Annotated in this window: 22 protein-coding genes and 2 pseudogenes; 3 read left to right on the forward strand and 21 right to left on the reverse strand. The window is 55.0% G+C overall.

Annotated features, from left to right (window positions below; genetic code table 11):
* Positions 1-36 precede the first annotated feature (36 nt).
* Positions 37-661 (reverse strand): annotated as a pseudogene (locus tag K6K13_RS14060) (glutathione S-transferase family protein).
* Between the two features lie 170 nt (positions 662-831).
* On the opposite strand from K6K13_RS14060, the pseudogene K6K13_RS14065 reads away from it, so the two are divergent.
* Positions 832-1,645 (forward strand): annotated as a pseudogene (locus K6K13_RS14065) (hypothetical protein).
* 48 nt (positions 1,646-1,693) lie between these two features.
* Here the strand turns inward: K6K13_RS14065 and yfcD are convergent.
* The 5 genes from yfcD to eat form a co-directional block, all read right to left on the reverse strand.
* Positions 1,694-2,287, reverse strand: coding sequence for an NUDIX hydrolase YfcD (gene yfcD / locus K6K13_RS14070; protein ID WP_222157568.1), 594 nt, complete (start codon positions 2,285-2,287; stop codon positions 1,694-1,696).
* 85 nt (positions 2,288-2,372) lie between these two features.
* On the reverse strand, positions 2,373-2,924 hold the full coding sequence (gene yfcE, locus K6K13_RS14075; protein WP_222157569.1) for a phosphodiesterase: 552 nt from the start codon (positions 2,922-2,924) through the stop codon (positions 2,373-2,375).
* Between the two features lie 307 nt (positions 2,925-3,231).
* Complete coding sequence (eutC, locus tag K6K13_RS14080; RefSeq protein ID WP_222157570.1) at positions 3,232-4,029, reverse strand: ethanolamine ammonia-lyase subunit EutC; 798 nt, start codon at positions 4,027-4,029, stop codon at positions 3,232-3,234.
* Positions 4,026-5,417 (reverse strand): ethanolamine ammonia-lyase subunit EutB, encoded by a 1,392-nt coding sequence (locus tag K6K13_RS14085; RefSeq protein ID WP_222157571.1) that lies wholly within the window; start codon positions 5,415-5,417, stop codon positions 4,026-4,028. Before K6K13_RS14085 ends, eutC begins: the two co-directional genes overlap by 4 nt.
* A gap of 15 nt (positions 5,418-5,432) precedes the next feature.
* Positions 5,433-6,818 carry an ethanolamine permease gene (gene eat, locus K6K13_RS14090; protein ID WP_222157572.1) on the reverse strand — a complete coding sequence of 462 codons (1,386 nt, stop codon included), beginning with the start codon at positions 6,816-6,818 and terminating at the stop codon, positions 5,433-5,435.
* A gap of 336 nt (positions 6,819-7,154) precedes the next feature.
* Between eat and K6K13_RS14095 the strand changes: the two genes are divergently transcribed.
* Positions 7,155-8,057, forward strand: coding sequence for a TIGR01777 family oxidoreductase (locus tag K6K13_RS14095; RefSeq protein ID WP_222157573.1), 903 nt, complete (start codon positions 7,155-7,157; stop codon positions 8,055-8,057).
* Between the two features lie 56 nt (positions 8,058-8,113).
* Here the strand turns inward: K6K13_RS14095 and hisP are convergent, their stop codons facing one another.
* The 15 genes from hisP to K6K13_RS14170 all read right to left on the reverse strand — a co-directional run bounded on the left by hisP (position 8,114) and on the right by K6K13_RS14170 (position 22,600).
* Complete coding sequence (hisP, locus tag K6K13_RS14100) at positions 8,114-8,887, reverse strand: histidine ABC transporter ATP-binding protein HisP (RefSeq protein ID WP_222157574.1); 774 nt, start codon at positions 8,885-8,887, stop codon at positions 8,114-8,116.
* Between the two features lie 17 nt (positions 8,888-8,904).
* Entirely contained in the window at positions 8,905-9,621 is a 717-nt protein-coding gene (locus K6K13_RS14105; RefSeq protein ID WP_222157575.1) for an ABC transporter permease, read from the reverse strand.
* Positions 9,614-10,303 carry a histidine ABC transporter permease HisQ gene (locus K6K13_RS14110; RefSeq protein WP_222157576.1) on the reverse strand — a complete coding sequence of 230 codons (690 nt, stop codon included), beginning with the start codon at positions 10,301-10,303 and terminating at the stop codon, positions 9,614-9,616. Before K6K13_RS14110 ends, K6K13_RS14105 begins: the two co-directional genes overlap by 8 nt.
* Positions 10,304-10,369: 66 nt before the next feature.
* Positions 10,370-11,149, reverse strand: a complete 780-nt coding sequence (locus K6K13_RS14115; RefSeq protein WP_222157577.1) for a lysine/arginine/ornithine ABC transporter substrate-binding protein — start codon at positions 11,147-11,149, stop codon at positions 10,370-10,372.
* 416 nt (positions 11,150-11,565) lie between these two features.
* The gene (locus K6K13_RS14120) at positions 11,566-12,135 is read right to left on the reverse strand and encodes a UbiX family flavin prenyltransferase (protein WP_222157578.1); all 570 of its coding nucleotides are present in this window, start codon (positions 12,133-12,135) and stop codon (positions 11,566-11,568) included.
* Between the two features lie 135 nt (positions 12,136-12,270).
* Positions 12,271-13,788, reverse strand: coding sequence for an amidophosphoribosyltransferase (gene purF / locus K6K13_RS14125; RefSeq protein ID WP_222157579.1), 1,518 nt, complete (start codon positions 13,786-13,788; stop codon positions 12,271-12,273).
* Between the two features lie 21 nt (positions 13,789-13,809).
* A complete protein-coding gene (gene cvpA, locus K6K13_RS14130; RefSeq protein ID WP_222157580.1) occupies positions 13,810-14,310 on the reverse strand; it encodes a colicin V production protein in 501 nt (166 codons plus the stop codon).
* A gap of 361 nt (positions 14,311-14,671) precedes the next feature.
* Positions 14,672-15,430: a cell division protein DedD gene (gene dedD / locus K6K13_RS14135; protein WP_222157581.1), complete on the reverse strand. Its 759-nt coding sequence runs from the start codon at positions 15,428-15,430 to the stop codon at positions 14,672-14,674.
* Positions 15,420-16,688, reverse strand: a complete 1,269-nt coding sequence (gene folC, locus K6K13_RS14140) for a bifunctional tetrahydrofolate synthase/dihydrofolate synthase (RefSeq protein WP_222157582.1) — start codon at positions 16,686-16,688, stop codon at positions 15,420-15,422. Before folC ends, dedD begins: the two co-directional genes overlap by 11 nt.
* A gap of 88 nt (positions 16,689-16,776) precedes the next feature.
* Positions 16,777-17,694: an acetyl-CoA carboxylase, carboxyltransferase subunit beta gene (accD, locus tag K6K13_RS14145; protein WP_222157583.1), complete on the reverse strand. Its 918-nt coding sequence runs from the start codon at positions 17,692-17,694 to the stop codon at positions 16,777-16,779.
* Between the two features lie 213 nt (positions 17,695-17,907).
* Positions 17,908-18,594, reverse strand: coding sequence for a DedA family protein (locus K6K13_RS14150; RefSeq protein ID WP_222161101.1), 687 nt, complete (start codon positions 18,592-18,594; stop codon positions 17,908-17,910).
* Positions 18,595-18,672: 78 nt separating this feature from the next.
* On the reverse strand, positions 18,673-19,494 hold the full coding sequence (truA, locus tag K6K13_RS14155; protein ID WP_222157584.1) for a tRNA pseudouridine(38-40) synthase TruA: 822 nt from the start codon (positions 19,492-19,494) through the stop codon (positions 18,673-18,675).
* Complete coding sequence (locus tag K6K13_RS14160) at positions 19,494-20,504, reverse strand: aspartate-semialdehyde dehydrogenase (protein WP_222157585.1); 1,011 nt, start codon at positions 20,502-20,504, stop codon at positions 19,494-19,496. The genes truA and K6K13_RS14160 overlap by 1 nt, the downstream gene beginning before the upstream one ends.
* Before the next feature lie 101 nt (positions 20,505-20,605).
* Positions 20,606-21,733, reverse strand: a complete 1,128-nt coding sequence (pdxB, locus tag K6K13_RS14165; protein ID WP_222157586.1) for a 4-phosphoerythronate dehydrogenase PdxB — start codon at positions 21,731-21,733, stop codon at positions 20,606-20,608.
* 90 nt (positions 21,734-21,823) lie between these two features.
* Positions 21,824-22,600, reverse strand: a complete 777-nt coding sequence (locus K6K13_RS14170) for an AraC family transcriptional regulator (RefSeq protein WP_222157587.1) — start codon at positions 22,598-22,600, stop codon at positions 21,824-21,826.
* Between the two features lie 96 nt (positions 22,601-22,696).
* Here K6K13_RS14170 and K6K13_RS14175 point away from each other — a divergent pair, with 96 nt between their 5' ends.
* Complete coding sequence (locus tag K6K13_RS14175; RefSeq protein WP_222157588.1) at positions 22,697-23,641, forward strand: DMT family transporter; 945 nt, start codon at positions 22,697-22,699, stop codon at positions 23,639-23,641.
* Positions 23,642-23,691: the final 50 nt, after the last annotated feature.

The following is a 23,691-nucleotide window of genomic DNA, read 5'->3' on the forward strand; positions in this document are numbered from 1 at the left end:
CAGGTTGCGGGGGGATTTTTTTTACATCAATCCCGCTCACGCGCGCAGTTCGTCATAGGATACCATCACATGCTCTCTGCATTAATCTTGCATAGTAAGCGCGTAGATGCGGTAAAGGCTTACGATTGATCTCAATCTCGTAGTAACGGTACAGCACATGACCAAACTGAATATCAGCCAGTGAAAACGCATCCCCGGCTAAAAAAGGGGGTCTGGCAAGCTGTTGTTCGGCGATGTCGAGCTTTTGCTCAAAAGCAGTAACAGCAGTATCGATCGCCGGAAGGTCACGCTCAGCCTTGGGTGTACGCACCACACGCCAAAACACTGGCGCAGTAAAGCCAAGCGCAATGTTCAATTTTGCCCATTCAGCCCAGCGATCCACCTCCATTCTTGCTAATAACGCTTCGGGCCAGAAATCGCCCGTTGCGTAGCGGTTCGCTAAATATCTCAGGATAGCCCCCGTCTCCCATAGCGCTGGGTTATCCCCATCTTGAAGCACGGGAACAGTACGATTAGGGTTGAGTGCGTAAAATTCCGCGGTATCGGTTCCTCCATAGCGGTGTCCTACATCATGTCTGACAACGTGCAGGTCAAGCTCCCCGACGCACCACATTAACGCCTGTACATTGGATGAGGTTTCCCTTCCCCAGATAACCAACATAATATTTCCTTTTATTTGACCGATATATTCAGTGTAACCCGATGATTATTGGCCTGTGTGTTTTTCATGGCAACGTCTATTGACAGCGTACACGCAGACAAATAATCTCGAAACAAACAGAAAAACAACACATTAGCGCTTCGCTATTCACTTCGTAAGGAACGCACAGCATGAATCTGGTTCACTATCTCGGCAAGCAGACGCTGGGGGTTTTAGCCTGCTACCAACAGGGAAAGGTGGTGATGCACATTTGCGGCGTCTACCCGCGCACCAACAATGCACTGCGGGTTTTCTTCCCCAAGGGCCACGCGCTGGCCGTCGGTGATGTCGCCACGCTGCATCTTGATAACCGCACCGGCGTGGATCAGTTTGATGCCAACATTTCCGTTTATCGCGCCTCTTACAAAGGGCGCGTGGTGGAGGTGGATGAAGATTGGGTGCTGCTGGAACAGCGTGAGTGCCAGGTGATGTATGGGCTTAGCTGCGTACTGGATATCCGCGCACCGGACTATCACTATCCTCAGGATACGCGGGAAGAACGCGCGGTGCCGTTTACGCCCCTGAATGCGCTGCCAGAGACAGAACACCATGATTTCACCAATGCTGGTCACCATGGCGCAAGAACAGCCCCACACCACCGTTCTGGCGTTTCTCTCTTCGGTGGACAATGATGTGTTTCTTATCACCTTCCCTGAGACGTTCAAATCCCGGCAGCTCAAGCGTAATCCGCACTGCTTTTTTGCGATGGATGAGCGCTCACACTACACCTTTGAACGCGCTATTGAGTGGAACTACACCTTGATTGAGGGTGATGCCCATCTGATCCCGCCACACAACCCGCTATTCGAACAGGTACGCGAGGCGTTCATTCATAAAAATCCGTGGGAGATGGCATTCTTCCTGCGTGAGGATCTGGAAATGTACCACATCAAGAGCCGTCAACTGGTGTGTCCCGGCTCGCAACAGGCTGTCGCTACCGTATGATGGTTGCGCTGCGGGCCACCAGATAGCCCGCAGCACTGTGTAACCCGGTTACTCTTCAGCGTCGTCCGATGCGGCAACCTCGTCATCGGTTTTTGCTGGCTCACGCGTAATGGGTTTGCCGTAGCTCTGCTCGTTGTAACGGCTCATCCACAGCGACAAGGCTTTGAGAGAATCCGGCGTGAACTCATCGCAGCGCGCCGTAACCTCCTGCGGCGTCATCCAGCACACCTCAGCCACTTCCTCTTCCTGCAAGGCAAACGGACCATGGGTAACGCAGCTGAATAACGCCCCCCACACGCGGCAATTGTCCCCGTCAAAATAGAACAAGCCATGATCGGCGAAAGGCACACCGGCAATACCCAGTTCCTCCTCCGCTTCACGACGGGCCGACTCCAGCATGTGCTCGCCGGTTTGCACTACGCCCCCGGCTGTCGCATCCAACCAACCGGGGTAGAAATCTTTTATTTCGGTACGGCGTTGAACCAGTATTTTTCCCATGCCGTCATGAACAACGATATAGGTGGCGCGGTGACGTAAACGTTGAGCGCGCATTTGCTGGCGGCTGGCCTGGGCGATAACATCATTGTTCTCGTCAACAATATCCACCCACTCGGTCCCTGCCGCTTGACTTTGCTCCACCATCCTCTGAACCCTTCAGTATTGGCGCGTTGCAACGCGCGTCTGTTTTAAACGTACTAAGCGTTAGTCGTGCAAGATCGTTGATAACTTAGTGACTAATAGTCACCTGTGCAATAGGCTCGCCACCCATTAACGGTAAAACTTGAAGTGTCCCTTGCGCCAGCATGCCATAGCTGGGCACATTGCCCCCCTTAGGCAAGCTGATGGAGCCAGGATTAAAGCAGTAGATCTCTCCCTGACGTTCAGCCACAGGAAGGTGGGTATGCCCATACACCAGCACATCGTCTGCCTGCAACGGCGGAAGATGCTGAGGATGATAGAGATGACCGTGTGTCAGGAAAAGACGCTGTTGCGGCAACAGCACCTGCTGCCACGGTGCCGTGATCGGAAAGTCGAGCAGCATCTGATCCACTTCGCTGTCACAGTTACCGCGCACCGCCACAATGTGACGGGAAAACGCATTTAATCGGCTTGCCACCTCGGCAGGCTGATAAGCCTCCGGCAGCGGATTACGTGGGCCGTGATTGAGGAAATCTCCCAAAAGAATCAGCCACTCGGCACCACTACGGGTAAAAATATCGAGCACCCGCTCCGTCGCCGTTAGCGAGCCGTGAATATCTGAGGCAAACATCAACTTCATCGTGATCCCCGAAAAAACTACGTCGCAATACGGCAAAGTGTAACAAAATTACCGTACTCAACTCTTGTCCTTTTTTCATTTGGCAGGTGGGTGTCGCACGATTACACACATCCATGATCGGAGGGCTATATGATAAAGGTCCTCGCTAAACCAACGCTAAGCGCAGCATAAAAAAAACGTACTGAATACTCCCTGTTCAGTACGATCCTGAGTAGCAGAATCCGTGTCAGTGACACGCGGATAAAAGTCAAGTGAACAATCTCGCCCCTCCAGCACGATGCAGCGCGCAGGGGAAAGCGAGTCACCATCATGGTGTTGTCAAATGCCCTACGGCAGGTGGGTGAATCTTGCCGTGCATCGCCGGGTTGTCGCTCTCATCTTTCAGCGCAACCCCCGACAGCCGGCGTTGAAACGCTTGCTCCAGCAGCCAGGCCCATTTAAACGCCGCCTGCGGATAATCCAGCCCTTCCGGGCGAATATTGGAAATGCAGTTACGCTCCGATTCCAAACGGCGCGTGTGCGGCCCCCAGGTTAAATAAATACTCAGGCTATCCGGCGATGACAAACCGGGGCGCTCGCCGATCAGAATCGCCACGGCTTTCGCTCGCAGACACTCGCCAATGTCATCGCCCAGCGCCACACGCGACTGATGCGCCAGCACCACCGGTGCCAGCGATAAACCAAGTTGCTCCAGATAAGGCCGCGCCTGGGTAATGAGCGGCACCGCCTGACGATGTACCGCCTTGGACGAGAGACCATCGGCCACCACAATCAGCAAATCGGCGGGCGGTTGATGCAGTGCCATCAGTGCATCACGGCTGGCATCCGATAAGCGCCGACCCAAATCAGGCCGACAAAGATACTGCTCGCGCGACGTTGCGGCGCTGTGCACGGTAAAGGTTTTTAGCCCTTGCGCGGCTAAGGCCTCTGCAAGGGGTTCACTGTCAAAGGCCTGATGTACCGCATCCCGCGCCTGCGCGTGTGCCAGGCCGAATTTCAGCAGTTCTTCGGTCGGCAGGCTTGCACCGGTGCGCCCCAAGGCAATGCGCGCGGCGGTGTATTCGCGCAACATTTCCCACGGATTGGCGTGAACGATCTCCTTCATACGCGCCCTTCCAGATAAGGTTGATGTTGCAGCAACGGATGCTGACGGCTGGTATCACACAGCCGCCCCTGGGTATCGAGAATCTTCATGCGTGCCAGCCACTCACCAAACTCCGGCGCATGCTTCAATCCCAGCAGCTCGCGCACATACAGCGCATCATGAAACGAGGTACTCTGATAATTGAGCATGATGTCATCCGCACCCGGAATGCCCATCAGATAGGTCAATCCGGCGGTGGCCAACAGCGTCAGCAACGTATCCATATCGTCCTGATCCGCTTCGGCGTGGTTGGTGTAGCACACGTCGCAGCCCAAGGGCACGCCAAGCAGTTTGCCGCAAAAGTGATCTTCCAATCCGGCGCGGATAATTTGCTTCCCGTCATACAGGTATTCAGGCCCGATAAAGCCCACGACCGTGTTCACCAGCAGCGGAGAAAACCGCCGCGCGACCGCATAGGCGCGCGCCTCGCAGGTTTGCTGATCGACACCGTGATGGGCATTGGCTGAAAGGCAACTGCCCTGCCCGGTTTCAAAATACATCACGTCGTTACCCAGGGTGCCACGCTGCAAGCTCAACGCAGCCTGATGCGCCTCTTCCAGCGTCGCCAAATTAAAGCCAAAACTGGCATTGGTGGCTTCAGTACCGGCGATCGACTGAAACACCAAATCCACCGGTGCTCCCCGTTCTATCAATTTCAGCGTGTTAGTAACATGCGTCAGCACACAGGACTGGGTGGGGATCTCAAAGCGGTGAATGACATCATCCAGCATGTAATTGAGCTGTTCCAGCAGTGGCAAGCTGTCACTGGCCGGATTAATGCCGATCACGGCATCACCACTGCCATACAGCAAGCCATCCAGCATGCTGGCGGCAATGCCTTTTAAATCATCGGTAGGATGGTTAGGCTGCAAGCGCACGCTGAGATGCCCTGGCAAGCCAATCGTATTGCGAAAGCGCGTAACGACACGGCATTTCTTTGCCGTCAGGATCAAGTCCTGATTACGCATCAGCTTACTTACCGCCGCCGCCATTTCTGGCATGATGCCTGGCGCAACACGCGCCAGCAGTTCGCTGCTGGTGGTGTCACTCAATAGCCAATTGCGAAAATCCCCCACGGTCAAATGTGAAATGGGTTCAAATGCCTGCTTATCATGACTATCAACAATGAGTCGCGTGACCTCATCCTGTTCGTAAGGAATCAATAGGTCCTGCAAAAAGGTCTTTAGCGGCACTGCAGCCAGCGTCATACGCGCCGCCATGCGCTCTTCGGCGCTCAGCGCCGCCACGCCTGCCAAATAGTCACCGGAACGCGCCGGTGACGCTTTGGCCAGTAGCGTACGCAGAGAATCAAAGGTGTAACGCTGGTGCCCCAGTGTCGTGTGATACATACCCCTCCTCGCCTGCTATTTGGATGCCGTCAATTGGGGATCGAATACCGCCGACTCGCGCGCGCTGCGGGTTGCCCGAAACCAGCCATACCCCAGCAGCATCATGGCAGCAAAAATCAACGCCAGTAGCGTGTTGTAATACACCATGGCAACCAGGCAAATCACCGCCATCACCAGCGCAAATGCCGGCGCAAACGGAAACCAGGGCGCACGAAACGGACGGCTGAGCGCCGGTTCACTGCGACGCAGTTTAAACAAGGCAGCCATCGAGGTAATGTACATAACTATCGCGCCGAAAACCGACATGGTGACAATATTTGCCGTCAGAGGCAGTCCACCGATGGTGACGAACGAGTCGGAGAAGATGGCGGCAATCCCGACGACACCGCCCGCTAAAATCGCGCGATGCGGCGTGCGGAAACGCGGATGGACACGCGCCAGAGAAGCAGGGAGATATCCCGCACGTCCCAAGGCAAAGATCTGACGCGAATAGCCCATGATGATGCCATGAAATGAGGCCACCAGCCCAAACAATCCGAGCCACACCAGCATATGCAACCAACCACTGTTACTGCCGACAATCATTTTCATTGCCTGAGGCAACGGGTCATTAATATTGGAAAGCTGTGTCCAGTCACCCACGCCACCGGCAAACAACATCACCCCCATAGCCAGCAGGCTTAAGGTCAGGATGCCACCGATAAAGGCACGAGGAATTGTGCGTTTGGGATCTTTGGCTTCTTCGGCGGCCATCGCAGCCCCTTCAATGGCGAGAAAGAACCAGATGGCAAAAGGAATAGCGGCAAAAATGCCGGATAACGCTACCGGACTGAAACTGTCCATCCCAGCCCAGCCACCACGGGCAAAGTTTGCCCATTCGAATCCGGGCGCTACCACGCCCATAAACACCAGCAGTTCGAAAATCGCCAGTAAAGTGACTAACAGTTCAAAAGTAGCCGCAATACCCACTCCCAGAATATTCAACCCCATAAAAACCAGATAGGCGCTGACCGCCACCCATTTGGGGTCCAGAGACGGGAACTGCACGTTGAGATAAGCACCAATCGCCATGGAAATGGCCGGAGGCGCAAACACAAATTCAATCAGCGTAGCAAATCCGGCAATAAAGCCCCCGGTTGGGCCAAAAGCGCGGTAGGCATAGGCAAAAGGCCCACCAGCGTGGGGGATAGAAGTGGTCAACTCCGTGAAACTGAAGATAAAGGCGCAATACATGGCCGCTATCGCCAATGAGGTGATCAAAAACCCCAGCGTACCCGACTGCGCCCAGCCATAACTCCAGCCAAAATACTCACCGGAAATGACCAACCCGACAGCAATGCCCCATAAATGGAAGCTGCCGAGCATCCTCTTTAATCCTGGTTGTGCACTGTTGGTTTGCATGTTGTTTATCCCGTAGAAAGACCCTATGGGAGTCACCGTGCAAAGCGCATACCAACGACGAAAAAACCTTACACAACTTGACATTGTGCAGGTACGTCAACGACCACCGACATTTATCCTGCGCTGTTTTGCAGCAGTTCGCCCCATAATGCAGCAGGTTTTGCTAATCCCAAGAGCAGCGTGGTGTACTGAAATGCAGCGTTTTTTTACCAGATAGTCACGGTATCGCGCTCAGAATCACCTATTATCATTAGCATTCATGATAAAAATACGGACACGTCCTGCGTTACACCCTTAAAGCGCCATCAGAACCGATAGGGAATAAGTGAGGCAACGATGCAACTACTGATTACGGGCGGAACCGGCCTGATTGGCCGTCACCTGATTGCTCGATTACTGTCTTTATCTCACCATGTCACGGTACTTACCCGGGATACAACGCATGCCCGTCAGGTACTCGGCGAGCGCGTGGAGTATTGGTCAACGCTGCAAAATCGCACCTCACTGGATGACATCGACGCCGTCATCAATCTGGCAGGAGAACCGATCGCAGATAAACGTTGGACGCCACAGCAAAAGCAGAAACTGAGCGAGAGCCGCTGGCAAATAACCGAGCAGTTGGCCACGCTGATTAACGCCAGCACGTCACCGCCCTCGGTATTCATTTCTGGCTCTGCGGTCGGCTATTACGGCAATCAAGGTGCCGAGTTGATCACCGAAGAGGAATCGCCCACGCCCGAGTTTACCCACCAACTCTGTGCGCGCTGGGAGGAATTAGCGCTCAGCGCGGAAAGCGATCGCACGCGCGTCTGCCTGCTGCGCACGGGCATCGTACTGGCGGCGAACGGCGGTGCATTGGCAAAAATGCTGCCCCCCTTCCGCGTCGGGCTGGGTGGCCCCTTGGGGTCGGGCAAACAGTACATGCCGTGGATTCATATCGACGATATGGTCAATGCCATTCTCTACTTGTTAGATAATCCGATTCTGCACGGGCCCTTTAACATGACCGCACCTTACCCGGTGCGCAACGAGCAGTTCTGCGCCATGCTGGCCCACGTGCTGGATCGTCCGTGTTTTATGCGTGTACCCGCCTTCGCGCTCAAACTGCTGATGGGGGAAGCCGCCACGCTGGTGTTGGGGGGACAGCGCGCCATTCCGCATCGGCTAGAGGCCGCTGGGTTTGGCTTTCGCTATTACGAACTGGAAGAGGCTCTCAAAGACGTCACCGGGAAAAAATAGCCACAGGGCGTATCGACGAGACATCGCCAGATACACCCTGTTGATGATGCTACCCGCTACTTCAATGCACCAGAGAGAAATTGCTGCAAACGGGGGCTGGTCGGGTTACCAAATACGCGATCCGGTGGGCCCTCTTCTTCGATCACCCCCTGATGCAAAAAGATCACGTGGCTTGATACGTGACGAGCAAACTCCATTTCATGGGTAACGACCACCATGGTTTTGCCCTCTTCCGCCAGTTGCTGCATGATACGCAGCACTTCCCCCACCAGTTCAGGGTCCAGTGCCGACGTGGGTTCGTCAAACAGCAGCACTTCCGGCTCCATGGCCAGCGCACGGGCAATGGAGACACGCTGCTGCTGCCCACCGGAGAGATTGGCCGGGTATTTGTTCTGCGCCTCGCCGGTGATCCCCACTTTATCGAGATAACGCACCGCACGCTCGCGGGCTTCCGCTTTGCTCAATCCCAACACTTGCACTGGCGCTTCCATGACGTTTTCCAGTGCGGTCATAAAGCTCCACAGGTTGAAATGCTGAAAGACCATGGTCAACCGCGTGCGTAGCAGTTGCAGTTGCTTCTTATCAAAGACTTTCAGTTGCCCGTCTGTGTCACGCACCATGCGAATCTCTTCATCGTTGACGAAAATCGCCCCCTCGCACGGTTTTTCCAGAAAGTTGATGCAGCGCAGCAGGGTACTTTTCCCTGACCCTGACGACCCGATAATCGAAATAACATCGCCCGCTTTCGCCTGAAGAGAAACCCCCTTCAGTACTTCGTGTTCCCCGTAACGCTTGTGCAGTTCCGTCACCATCAGTTTATGGTATGACATGCTGTTTTTTCCTGATGTTAATGAGATGAACGGGTATGAATATGCCGCAGCCAGCGCCGTTCCGCGTGTTTAAACAGGCCGATCAGCACAAAAGAGATTGCCAGATAGATCACCGCTGCAATGCCAAAGGCATAAAACGGCTGATAGGTGGACGCGTTAATATCTCGGGCAATTTTCAAGATATCCGGCACCGTTACGGTAAACGCCAGCGCCGTGGAGTGAAGCATCAAAATCACTTCGTTGCTGTATGCAGGCAGTGCAATACGTAACGCACCGGGCAAAATAATGCAGCGATACTGTTTAAACCGGGAAAAACCGTAGGCTCTGGCTGCTTCAATTTCGCCATGCGGCACCGAACGGATCGCACCGGCAAAAATCTCTGTGGTATAGGCGCAGGTGTTCAACGCCAATGCCAGCACCGCACAGTTCAGCCCGCTGCGGAAAAACGCATTCAGCATGTCGGTGCCGCGCACGATCTCCAGGCTGTAAACACCGGAGTAAAACACCAGCAACTGCACGTAAAGCGGCGTGCCGCGAAATACATAGGTAAAGACCCACACCGGAAAACAGAAACGCCGCCGTGGAGAAACGCGGGCAATGGCCAGCGGGATTGCCAGCAGGCCCCCCATCACCACCGACGAAATCAGCAGCCATAGCGTCATCGCCAGACCGGTGAGACGATACCCATCGCTCCATAGCAAAGGTTGCCAGTACTGTTGCAGGATCTCACTCATAATTCACCTTCTTCACGCCCTGCGAGTAATGGCGTTCCAGCCACCACAGCACCCCGTTGGAGACCGTGGTAAAAATCAGATACATCACCCCGGCGACAATGGCGAAATAAAACGGTTCATGCGCCCCCTTGCCCGCCAACTGGGTCACTTTGACAATGTCATTCAGCCCCAACAGCGATACCAGCGCTGTTGCTTTGAGCATCACCTGCCAGTTGTTGCCGATACCGGGCAAGGCAAAGCGCATCATGGAAGGAAACATGATGCGGCGAAATACCTTCAATGGCGTAAAGCCGTAAGCCACGGCCGCTTCAATCTGCCCTGGCGGCACAGCCAGATAGGCACCGCGAAAGGTTTCAGTGAAATAGGCACCGTAGATAAACCCGAGCGTGATGATGCCTGCCGAGAGCGGATCGATATCGATTTGTGCGATACCTATCGTTTCCGTCACACTGTTGAGCGCTATTTGCAGGCCATAAAAAATCAATAACATTAACACCAAGTCCGGCACGCCGCGGATCAGGGTGGTGTACGCGGAGAAAAAACCGGACAGCAGGCGATTGGCAGAGAGCTTGGCGCCTGCGCCAATCAGCCCAATGACCAACGCCAACAGCAACGAGCACACCGCTAATTGCAGCGTCATGCGCGCTCCGTCAAGAATCAGGTCGGTATAGCCGTAGAGCATCGCGTGTTTCCGTCTAAAAAGGCACACTCTGCCTGCATGACGCAGGCAGATCCCAGCAACACGCCATTAGCCGCCGTATACGTCAAAATCGAAGTATTTCTTCGCGAAAGTGTCGTAAGTACCATCTTTGCGCATCTCTTCAAACGCTTTATCCAACGCAGCTTTCAGTGCTTTATCTTCTTTGCGCAGCCCCATACCGGTGCCTACGCCAAAGAATTTGTCATCCTTCACCGCCGGACCTGCAAAGACGTAATCTTTGCCAGCCGGTAATTTCAGGAAGCCTTCACTGCCCGCCACTTCATCCTGGAACGCGGCATCGATACGGCCTGCGGTCAAATCGGCGTAGATCAAATCCTGGTTCTGGTAAGCCACCACATCAATCCCTTTCGGCTGCCAGTTAGCGTTAGCAAAGGCTTCCTGGGTAGATGCCTGCAACACGCCGACACTTTTACCGCGCAGCGATTCCAGCGTCGGTTGAATGTTGGCCCCTTTCTTCTCAATCAGGCGCGCGTTGGCCGCGTAGAGTTTTTCTGTGAAAGCAATCTCCTGCTGGCGCTTCTCGGTGATGGAGAGCGAGGAGATGATGGCGTCAATTTTTTTCGCTTTCAGTGAAGGGATCAGCGCATCGAAATCGCTTTCCACAAAAGTGCATTCGGTTTTGATGCGTTTGCACAGCTCTTTAGCCAAATCGATATCAAAACCCACCAGCTCACCGCTGGCATTCTTGGACTCAAAGGGTGCATACGTCGGGTCGGTGCCGATTTTAAGATTCTTGGGAACATCGGCCAGCGCGCTTCCCGCAGCAATAACTAAGGCCAACGGCAGAATTCTGAATAATTTTTTCATTTCGCAACCCTTATCTTGATGGAATGATGATCAAAAGGAATGAATATCACTAAGCGTAAAGGGGCGGTCAGACGCCTGCGCGCTCTTGCGCGAAAGGGATGCCAGCGCCGCCAGTCTCATCAGCAGAAACCCTGCAAAATCCGCGCCATAATCGCAGCTGAATACGGATAAATCCGAAATCTGCCGCAGGCGCGTAGTGATAGGGCCACCCTGATGAGGGTAATGATGCCTGCGTTGATCGGGAAAGAGACGGCGCGCTTTCCCGGCAACATTTTGGTGCAAACCAATCAACATTTGCACCATAACATCGCATCATCGCTTAAGCGTAGTGCAAACCTTGCGCAGACAGGCAAGAAAGCGAGAGAAAAGGTGAGCGGAATTGCACCTGATTGGTGTGTTTTTACGATTAGGCGCGGTTAACTGCCCTGCCAGCGTGTGAACAGCGCTTCAGGCAGGTCAATATCAAACTGATCGAGCACACGGTTGACGGTTTGATCCACCACCTCTTGCAGCGTTTGCGGACGGTGATAAAACGCGGGAACGGGCGGCATGATCACCGCGCCCATTTCTGCGGCAGCCGTCATCAGACGCAGATGCCCGAGGTGCAACGGGGTTTCACGCACGCACAACACCAATGGGCGACGCTCTTTCAGTATCACATCTGCGGCGCGAATCAATAAGTTATCGCTGTAGCTGTGCACCACTCCCGAGAGGGTTTTGATGGAACACGGGAGAATCACCATTCCTGCGGTGCGAAACGAACCGGACGACAGCGACGCGGCGATGTCACGGCTGTCATGCACCACATCCGCCAATGCCTGCACATCGCGCACAGTAAAATCAGTTTCGAGCATCAGCGTTTGTCGGGCGGCCGGACTCATGATCAAATGGGTTTCCACGTCGGCCAACGGCTGTAACACCTGCAACAGGCGCACGCCATAAATTGCGCCGCTGGCACCGGAAAGTCCAATAATGAGTCGTTTCATGCCAAACCTCGAAATGCCGCTGTACAAAAAGGATAACGGGCAGACTTTGCCTTATCCCCGCTCAATAAGCAACAAAGGGAGGCGCTTACGCACCTCCCTTCTCACTTTCATTGCCAATTGGCAGCGTGGATGACATTAACCTTCGTTATGCAGTTCCAGATCTTCGACTTCGTTCTGACCACGTAACGCCTTGGCATCGTCATTACGCAACCCTTCCAGATAGTCGAGGTAACCCTGATCGACATCTTTTGTCACGTAGATACCGTTAAATACTGAGCATTCAAACTGCACGATATCCGGGTTTTCTTCACGCGCGGCGGCGATCAAATCGTCCAAATCCTGGAAAATCAGGGCGTCGGCACCAATAATCTGGCGAATCTCTTCCACTTCGCGACCATGGGCAATCAGCTCATTGGCGCTCGGCATATCAATGCCGTACACGTTAGGGAAACGAATTTCCGGCGCGGCAGAGGCCAGATAAACGCGGCGTGCACCGGCTTCACGCGCCATCTCGACAATTTGCTCCGAGGTGGTACCGCGCACGATGGAGTCATCCACCAGCAGCACGTTTTTATCGCGGAACTCAGCGCGGTTGGCGTTCAATTTGCGACGCACCGAGTTTTTACGCTGTTCCTGACCCGGCATGATAAAGGTACGACCAACATAGCGGTTTTTCACAAACCCCTGGCGGTACGGTTTATCGATAATGCGCGCAATCTCCAAGGCGATATCGCAGGAGGTTTCTGGAATCGGGATCACTACATCGATATCCAGATCTTCCCACACGCGGGCAATCTTCTCGCCCAGCTTTTGGCCCATGCGCACGCGGGCGCTGTAGACCGAAATTTTGTCGATAAAAGAGTCCGGGCGAGCAAAATAGACATACTCAAACAGACACGGGTTGCTTTTCGGGTTTTCGGCGCACTGGCGCGTAAACAGTTGCCCTTTCTCAGTGATGTAAACCGCCTCTCCCGGCGCTACGTCACGCAAGAACTCAAAGCCAAGGGTATCGAGCGCCACGCTCTCCGAGGCCACCATATACTCGATGCGGCCATCGGTCAGTTCGCGCTTGCCGATCACCAGCGGACGGATACCGTTTGGATCGCGGAAAGCGAACAAACCGTGTCCGATGATCATCCCGACGCAGGCATAAGCACCACGAATCATTTTGTGGGTCGCGGCAACGGCAGCAAACACGTTGTCGGCATCCAGCGGATAGTGCTGAAAACGATCCAACTCGCAGGCAAAGATATTAAGCAGGATCTCTGAATCAGAAGTGGTGTTAACGTGGCGACGCCCTTGCTCAAACAACTGTTTGCGCAATTCATGAGCGTTGGTCAGGTTACCGTTGTGCGCCAGCGTGATGCCAAACGGGGAATTGACATAAAACGGCTGGGCCTCCGATGCGCTGGAGCTGCCCGCGGTAGGATAACGCACATGTCCCACGCCCATATTGCCTTGCAGACGCTGCATATGACGCGCCTCAAATACGTCCTTCACCAGGCCGTTCGCCTTACGCAGGCGGAAGCAGTTCATGGGATCGATGGTGACGATGCCTGCGGCATCTTGTCCACGGTGCTGTAACACCGTTAACGCGTCATAAATCGACTGGTTTACCGGTGTAAAACCGGCGATACCGACAATACCGCACATGTTGTCTTTTCCTCATCAGCGCTACCGCAGCTCTATGTGCTGCGGCAAGAAACTTGACGTGCTCTGCAGGTAGTCGAAAAACCACCTGATGATATAGCTAAACTGCGGGATGAGCTGAGACCGTTTCCAGTCGTCGCTTTGTGAAAAACCGGTAAAGGTATCCAAAAAGAACAGCAGTGCGGAGACAATCAACACACCGCGCAGCGCACCAAAGCAAATGCCCAGTACCCTGTCGGTGCCTGAAAGCCCGGTTCGTTCAACCAGTGAACCTATCACATAGTTGACGATCGCTCCCACAATCAATGTCGCAATAAACAGAATGGCGATGGCAACCCCGTTGCGCACCAGCTCGTCTTCAAAACGCGTGAAATAGACCGACAGGTATGGGTAATAATGGCTGGCGACAAAGAATGCACTGCCCCAGGTGATCAGCGAAAGCGCCTCACGAACAAAGCCCCGGATCAAACTGACCAGCGCAGAGAAACCAATAATGCCAATGATGACGTAATCAACCCAAACCATGAATTCTCTCACTCACGAACGATGCCAACACAACCTCTCTCGCACCAACAACAATTACCGCCGATTCAAGAGAGCATAGCGCCGCTCATCATCCTGTTCGCGGCGCATTCTAACAGAAAAAGAAAACGTTTGCGTAGCCTATTTCCCAACGATTTCACCGATAGGCGAATTTGCTGGCAGCGCACTGGCAAAGTCACTTTTCTTCCTCGTCATCCTCGGCAAAAGCCGGGGATCCCTGCAAGAATGAACGCATTTTTTCTGCCAGAGATTCCCGCCTACACGGTAATGACGCGGTAGGCGGGGATGACCGATTTAGTGGGTTTTGCCAACAACCTCGGTGAACATAGCCCTCTGGTACCCCTTAACGTGCGCTGTAGTTCCTGACTTGCCCGCTCAGTCCACTCAGCTGTTGCAGTTCGCCAAGGGCGGACTGTAATTTCTGTTTTGACGCATCCGGCCCGACGTAAATGCGAGTGATCTCCCCGGCAACGGGTGTCGATGGCACCGTATAAGCGCGATATCCCGACAGGCGCAGCTTGGCCACAATTTCATTCACCTTGTCCGCATTTTTCAGCGCGCCCAGTTGCACGACGTAGGCTTGTCCTGCGGGCGCCGCTTCCGGTTTCACTTCCGGTTGCGCTGCGGGTTGCGGCGCAGGCGTTGCCGGCTTGCTTTCCGGTTTCGGCTCAGGCTTCACTTCCGGTTTGATTTCCGGCTTCGTCTTGGGTTTGGTTTCCGGCTTCACGTCAGCTTTAGGCGTTACCGGCCGCGCCGCCACGGCGGGCGGGGCAATTTCTATCGGTGCGGCAGAAGGCGGTGGCGTACTGCTCGGTGGTGCCTGCATGGCACCGTCATCCTCAGGCGCCGTCACACCGCCCTGAGCCGGCTGTCCTTGCATCGCCTGCTGTGCCCCTTCCGGCGGCTGGCTGGGCAACGACTGGTTCAGTGAAGGGAGCGATTCGGCCTCCGTGCTGTCGCCCGGTTTTGGCACCAGAGGAATCGCGGCAAACTCATCTTCGTAATGTTTCTTTTTGCCATCCAGCAGCGCTGGCAGCACAATAACGCCCAACGCCACCAGAATAATGGTGCCGACCAGACGGTTTTGAAACTTACTTGCCATTCGACCCCCTCTCCTCCTGCGCTTCCATCACATGCGCTACCGTATGAAAAGATCCGCACACGACAACCATATCCTGCATATCTGCGTCTTGCATCGCCTGATGCCAGGCAGCCGCAACATCGCCAAACGACCGACTGCTGTCCAGATGTGCCGCTATCAATTCAGCACTGGCACCGCGAGGTCCTTCCAGCGGGGCGCAATACCATTCATCCACTACGGGTTTGAGGTGTGCCAGCGTACCGGGAATATCTTTATCGGCCAGCATACCAATCACCGCCCGCACTTTGCCGGTTTTTGGCAACTGTGCCAATCGTCCGGCCAGATAGGCTGCCGCATGGGGATTGTGCGCGACATCCAGAATCAGCGTTGGCTGTTCGCTCACCGTTTGGAACCGGCCCGGCAACGCCGCGCGGCGCAACCCCTGTTCAATCGCAGCCAAAGGGACATGAATCGGCCCCTGACGCAACGCAGCCAACGCAGTCGCCGCGTTGGGTAATGGCACGTTCGGCAGCGGCAGCGTCATGCGCTCACCGCCGGTCGATTGCCAATACCAGCCGTCGCCTTCCAGCGCAAAGTGCCAATCGCGACCGCGTTTGAACAACACGGCCCCTTTCTCTTCAGCCACGGCAGCGATAGAAGCCGGCATATCCGGCTCACCCACCACGGCGGGAGTATTGCCGCGGAAGATACCGGCCTTTTCGCGACCAATGCTTTCGCGGTCATGCCCTAACCAATCAGTATGATCGAGCGCAATACTGGTTACCACCGCCACGTCGGCATCCACAATATTGGTGGCATCCAGACGTCCGCCCAACCCGACTTCCAGAATCACCACATCCAGATTCGCCTGCCTGAACAGGTGCAATGCCGCAAGGGTGCCAAATTCGAAATAGGTCAACGAGACATCGCCACGCCCAGCTTCGATCTCGGCAAATGCTTGAGTGTGCGCGGCTTCCGGCAATTCCTGGCCTTGAATACGCACCCGTTCGGTATAACGCAGCAGGTGGGGAGAACTGTAAACGCCGACACGTAAACCCGCCGCCATCAGAATGGCTTCCAGCGTACAACAGGTGGTGCCTTTTCCGTTGGTGCCCGCGACAGTAAAGACCGCTGGGGCCGGACGCAGCAGGTGAAGGCGGTCGGCAACCTGTTGGACACGCGTCAATCCCATATCAATGGCAGTGGCGTGCAGGTGCTCCAGATAATGAAGCCACGCGGCCAAAGGCGACGTGGCTTGGGGAATGATAAGATTTTCCATGAGTCCCGTTCACTGGCTTACGGTTCATTGATACAGGGCGCACAGAACGGCCTAAGCACAATTCTGTCGCACCCTGTTCATGTGTCACTTATTGCGCATCATCCTGCGGTTCAGTGGTCACTTCCGGCGGACGAACCTCAGCGGTGTCCACCGGCTCAGGGTGGTTGGTCAACCGAGACAGCATGCTGGCTAACTTGAAGCGCATTTCCGGGCGGCGCACGATCATGTCAATCGCCCCTTTCTCCAGCAGGAATTCACTGCGTTGGAAACCCGGTGGCAATTTTTCACGTACCGTCTGCTCGATAACACGCGGGCCGGCAAAACCGATCAGCGCTTTGGGTTCAGCAATATTCAAATCGCCGAGCATTGCCAGACTGGCTGACACGCCGCCCATGGTCGGATCGGTCAATACCGAGATGTAAGGCAGACCGCGCTCGCGCATTTTTGCCAACGCCGCGCTGGTTTTCGCCATTTGCATCAGCGACATCAGCGCTTCCTGCATACGTGCACCGCCACTGGCGGAGAAACACACCAGCGGACAGCCATCTTCCAACGCCTGCTCAACCGCACGCACAAAACGCGCACCGACGACGGAGGCCATGGAACCGCCCATAAAGGCAAATTCAAAAGAAGCGGCGACCACCGGCATGCCGTACAGCGTGCCTTTCATCACCACCAACGCGTCTTTTTCGTCAGACTGTTTCTGTGCTGCAACCAGACGATCTTTGTATTTCTTAGAGTCTTTGAACTTCAGCGCATCCTTGGGCTCCAGCTCACTACCCAACTCAACCACGCTGTCCTTATCCAGAAACGCATTCAAGCGCGCACGGGCGGAAAGTCGCATGTGGTGGTCACATTTCGGACACACCTCAAGATTAAGCTCCAATTCGGCGCGGTAAAGCACCTGACCACAACTGTCACATTTGGTCCATACCCCTTCAGGAATATTGGCCTTGCGGGTCGGTGTAATGTTGCTCTTGTTAAGAATTCGTTCAATCCAGCTCATTGATAACCTTTCTGCTTGAACCTGGCCGTGGCCAGTCCGCTCTGCCCCGTCACTACGCTCGCATACCGCAGCCCCAATCGGTGTTTACACCCGGATTGCAAGGCGCTGGTAACGCAGGTCGTCATCGGGGACAGACCATAAATGCCGCTCATTAAACCATAACACTCCGGGACTGTGGATAGAAAACTGGTCAAACCGGAGCGATTACCACGTTTATTCTTGCGAACGCGATGGGCTATTCGCCCGAGCCGCCGCTCGTCTATGCCGCCAGATTTCAATGATCCCCGGCAAGATAGAGATGAAAATAATAGCGACAATCAATAACTTCAAGTTTTCTTGCACAATCGGCAGGTCGCCGAACAGGTAACCTGCGTAGGTAAACAGCAATACCCACAGCAATGCGCCTACCACATTATAGAGAGCAAAGTGGCGGTAGCGCATATGTCCCATACCAGCGACAAACGGCGCGAATGTTCTCACAATCGGTACGAAGCGCGCCAGAATAATCGTTTTACCGCCGTGGCGAGCATAAAACTGATGCGTTTTATCCAGATAGCTGCGGCGAAAAATTTTCGAATGGGGGTTACTGAACAGCTTTTCCCCGAACAACCGCCCGATGGTGTAATTGACCGCATCTCCCAGTATGGCCGCCATAATCATCAGCACCACCATGGTGTGCACATGGAGATCATTGGTGGGCAGCGCCGCCAGCGCTCCGGCAACAAATAACAAGGAATCCCCCGGCAGAAACGGCGTCACCACCAGACCGGTTTCGCAAAACAGGATCAAAAACAGAATGGCATAAATCCAGACACCGTATTGCGCAACCAGTTCCGCGAGGTGAACGTCAATATGCAGAATAAAATCGATGATAAAGCGTACAAACGCGACAAGTTCCATCATGTGCATGTTTCACGGCGCAATGCCGTGACAATCCTCTCGTGTTTAGCGTGGCACGGTACAACCGCCCACCACAGGTCAATCTTCCAGAAACAGCGGGCCCATTGGCGCCACGGGCAGTGCGAAACGCGCCGGATAATCTACCGCCACCAGATAAAGACCGTCTGCGCGCGCCGTGGCGGCCGACAACGAGCGATCTTTGGCCGCCAGCAGTTCGGCTATCCAAGATTCAGGCTGATTACCGCATCCCACTTCCATCAGGCTGCCGACGATATTGCGCACCATATGATGGACAAACGCATTGGCTTTAATATCTACCACGATGTAAGCGCCATGACGCGTAACCTTTAAATGATTTACATTGCGCCACGGCGTGCGCGACTGGCATTGCACGGCGCGAAACGACGTGAAGTCATTCTCACCCAGCAGGCTTTGCCCGGCGCGTTCCATGCTCGCCGCATCCAGCGGGAAGTGGAACTGCGTTACGCCCCGCGCCAGTACCGCCGGACGCAGGCGATGATTAAAAATAATGTAGCGATAGCGACGCGCCGTGGCGCTGAAACGCGCATGAAAATCGTCATCGACAGTCTTCACCCAACGCACGGCGATATCCGGTGGTAAATGGGCATTGACGCCCATGCTCCAGGCAGCATCTTTGCGCTGAGCCTGGGTGATGAAGTGCACCACTTGCCCGGTAGCGTGCACGCCAGCATCAGTTCTGCCGGCGCAAAACACGGTAATCGGCTCATCGGCTACTTTACTCAGCGCCAGTTCCAGATGCCCTTGCACGCTCTCTACTTCAGCCTGACGCTGCCAGCCATAATAGCGGCTGCCGTCATACTCAATGCCCAGTGCCACCTTGATACCCGCAGGCTGCTGCGACAAATTACTGTCTGACATTACCCCAGATACTCCTGCACCAGCCGTTCTGCCGTTTCCACCGCCATCAATGCGCCGCCAAAGCGTACGTTATCCGCCACCGACCAGAATTGCAGCAGCTCGGGAATGCCATAATCATTGCGCAGACAGCCAATCTTGAGCTGAACGTTGTCAGACGCATCTTCCACCTGCGTCGGGTAATCGTCTTCATCGCTGAGTTGAACATCTTCTGCGCGTGCGAGCTCATCCCGGGCCTCCTCCGCAGACAGCGGTCGTAGTGCCTCAAGATGTACGACCTGCGCATGGCCGTAAAACACCGGAGCCTGTACGCAGTTAACAGAAATTGGCAGCCCTTCGTCCTGTAACACCTTACGCACCTGATCCACCAATCGGCGCTCTTGCGTCACGCTACCTTGCGCATCGGCCAGCAACGGCAGCATGTTGAACGCCAGCTGTTTGGCAAACAAACCCGGTTCCGGTGGGATGCCGTTCAACAAACGGGCGCTCTGCCCGGCCAAATCGTCTACCGCCGCTTTGCCCAGCGCCGACACAGAGAGCAGATTGGTGACGTGAAGACGCGACAGCCCGGCTTGATCGATCAGCGGTTTGATAGCCAGCAGCAGTTGGCTCACCAGACTGTCTGCCACCGCCACAATATTGCGATTACGGTAATCGGCCAGCACATGGGTGTTGACCCCCGGTACCACCAACGGGACATCTGGCTCCAGCGCGAACAGATCGCTGCTGTCAATCCCCAGACAGCCTGCGTTACCCGCCTCTTCCGCGTAACGTGCGCTCGCGTCGCTACCGGCGACAAAGAAGGCCAACTGAGCCTGAGACCAATCAAAATCAGCCGCATCCTCAACCTGCCAGGATTTGCCGTTGATCCTCACGGATTCCCCCACGCTGCGTTCGCTGGCGAGCGGATAGAGCGTGCCTACGGGAAACTCGCGCTCTTGCAACAACTCCAGCAGCGCCGTTCCCACCGCACCCGTTGCGCCCAATAGCGCAATATTCCAGCCGTCAGACATGTGGTGTTCTCCCATTCGTCAATACCTCTTGCTCGGGCGGTATATCCCGCCCGAAGACCCTACGCTAAAAACGACGTATTTCATGACACCCTCTCACCGAATTACGGTAAGACGGCAGTGAAACCTAATGCATTCAGACAGGCCACACTGGCCTCATCAGAACAAGTGACACGCAGCGAAGACCATTCGCGGCGCTCCTGATAGTGTTTACGCAGACGATCAAACCCGCCAGCTTGAGCAGCAGACTGGCGCAACAGCGCATCGTCACGGCGTACATCATACACCAGATGCACCAGACGCTTAAGCAACGCTTGATCGAGAGGGGCCGTTACGTGAACATCCGTGATATCCGGGGCAGGCAACAGCGATGACAGCGGCACTTGCTGAGGCTGCCCGATGAACTGACACAACGCCTCAAACACTTGCGTGGTACCGCGCGCCTTGCCTTCCAACGTATAACCGGCAATATGCGCCGTTCCCACGTCAGCGTACGCCAGCAAATCCAGCGAAAGTCCCGGTTCCGACTCCCACACGTCCAGCACCACGCGCAGATCCTTGCCTCGCTGTAACGCCCGCAGCAGCGCTGCGTTATCGACGACCGGTCCGCGACAGGCGTTGATCAAAATACGGCCAGCGGGCAAGGCGGCAAGCACCGCCTCATCAATCAGGTGCAGGGTGTTATCGAGGCCCCCCTTGGTCAAGGGCGTATGCAGCGTGACAATATCCGCGTCACGCAGTAGCGCATCCAGCGGCAAAAAGGGACCAACATCCCCCTTGCGCGCGCGCGGAGGATCGCACAGCAGTGTCTTCACGCCCCAGGCGTCAAGACGCGCCTGTAAACGCCGCCCGACGTTGCCCACACCGACAATACCGACGGTTTTGTCGCGCAACGAAAAGCCATCTCGCTCCGCCAGCATAAGCAGCGCAGAAAAAACGTATTCCACCACCGCGATGGCATTGCAGCCCGGCGCAGCGGAAAATCCGATACCCTGCTCGCGCAACCAGGTTTCATCCACATGATCGGTACCCGCCGTGGCGCTGCCGACGAAGGTCACGCCCGAATCCGCTAACAGGGCGGCATTAACCGGCGTCACGGAGCGCACCATAAGAGCGTGTGCCTGTGACAGCGCCTCAACGGGCAACGGCCTTCCCGGCACAGCCACCACGTCACCCACGCGGCTGAACAGCTCGCGCGCATAAGGCATATTCTCATCAACCACAATTTTCATGTACGACCCCGGTCAGGCAACGCTAGCAAGAAAAACAGGGGCACTATTTTGCCACCGAATGATAAAGAATCCCAACGCTATCCCCATCGATTAAGGTCTGGTTCGATACCCTTCCGGTGTGGAGCCACTTTGCTGGCGAAACATCGCGATAAACGCTGATGACGCGCTGTAGCCAACTTCCAGCGCCACGGACTGCACGCTCATGCCCTGACGCAACAATGCCAGCGCTTGCAGATAACGTAGCCGCTGGCGCCACTCGCTGAATGACATACCGAGCAATGCCTGACAGCGCCGAGACAGCGTGCGTTCCGTGCTATAGACCTCTGTTGCCCATTGCGCCAGCGTACGGTTATCCGCCGGACACTGCTCAAGTGCATGCAACACCGGCGCCAATAGGCGATCGTCGGTTCCCGGCAAATAATTGCGTTGGCGCGGTGCCAGCGTCATTTGATCGCACAGCACACGGCACAAACGCAGGTCGGGTTTATCTTGAGGGATCAGCACATCGCGCGCGAACAAATCATCCTGAATCGCCTTAAACAGCGGGCCGACTTCGAGCAGACACGGCGTTTCGGGAAGTTCTGCATACCAGCGCGTATCGAAATTGATGGTGCGAATGGTAGCCTGACGTTGATTGTAGCAAGCGTGCTCAACCCCCTGCGGCAACCAGATGGCAAAATGGGTCGGTGCCCAAAAACGCTCCTGTGCAAGACGCAGCACCACAACGCCAGAAACCACATACAGCAATTGCCCCCACTCATGACAATGAGGCAGGTATTCTGTATCCGCGCTGACCGCTTCAGTACGCAAAAACACCCCGTGCGGCGGTATGCCTTCAGGACGGTAGTAAGATCGTTGTCGTGTCATGTTGTCTGTCTTGCCGTTCAGGATGTCTGTTTTTCACTATATAGAACAAATCCGCCTGTCGTAAACTGACCCACCAGGTTAATGAGAATTATTATCATGCAAGCGTTATTTCCCCTTATCGCCGTTCTGTTTTGGTCATTTAACGTGATCGTTAATAAACTTTCCGTTGGTGCCATCGATCCGGCGGCTATGTCATTCTACCGCTGGCTGTTGGCTCTGCTGGTGCTGACGCCCTTTATATTGCCTCAGTTACGGCGCCACGCAGGCACCATCAGGCTACACTGGGGAAAATTGCTGTTTCTGGGGTTTCTCGGCATGGTGCTCTACCAAAGCATGGCCTACTATGCTGCACACAGCATCAGCGCGCTGATGATGGGTATTCTGGTCTCCTTGATCCCCTTGCTCACGGTATTGATCAGCATTCCACTGCTCGGCGTGATACCCACCTTGAGCTTACTGTGCGGCAGTCTGCTCTCTTTTTTCGGCATCAGTTGGCTTATCAGCGGTGGGCATCCGGCACTGATTCTGGCGCAGGGTATCGGACGCGGCGAGGTGATGATGTTTATTGCCGCAGTAGCCTATGCCTTGTACGGCGTATTAACCAAACGCTGGTCCATTGCGCTGCCCACCTGGGTGTCGCTCTACGTGCAAATTGCCTTTGGCGTTGTGCTGTTGCTGCCGAACTTATTGTTGGCAGAAAGCATTGCCCTGAACGCGCAAAACCTACCGCTGGTACTGTTCGCCGGTATTTTTGCCTCGATCCTCGCACCGTGGATGTGGATCGTCGGCGTGATGCGAATCGGAGCCAATAACGCCAGTATCTTCATTAATCTGACGCCGGTGTTTACCGCTCTGATCGCCGTGACATTGCTGCATGAAACGCTGCACGGTTACCACATTGTGGGCGGGATAATGGTATTACTCGGGGTTGTCATGGCGCAGCGTATACGCACTCCGCACACTCAGCACAACGCTGTGCGCACGCCGGATAGCCATACGTCCCCCATCCAAACGCATGACGTGGAAGCAAACCGCAAATAAGAACGCATTTTCCCGTATGATCTGACTATTCTCGCACCAGACACCTTGCT

The organism is Symbiopectobacterium purcellii (assembly GCF_019797845.1).
Taxonomy (GTDB): domain Bacteria; phylum Pseudomonadota; class Gammaproteobacteria; order Enterobacterales; family Enterobacteriaceae; genus Symbiopectobacterium; species Symbiopectobacterium purcellii.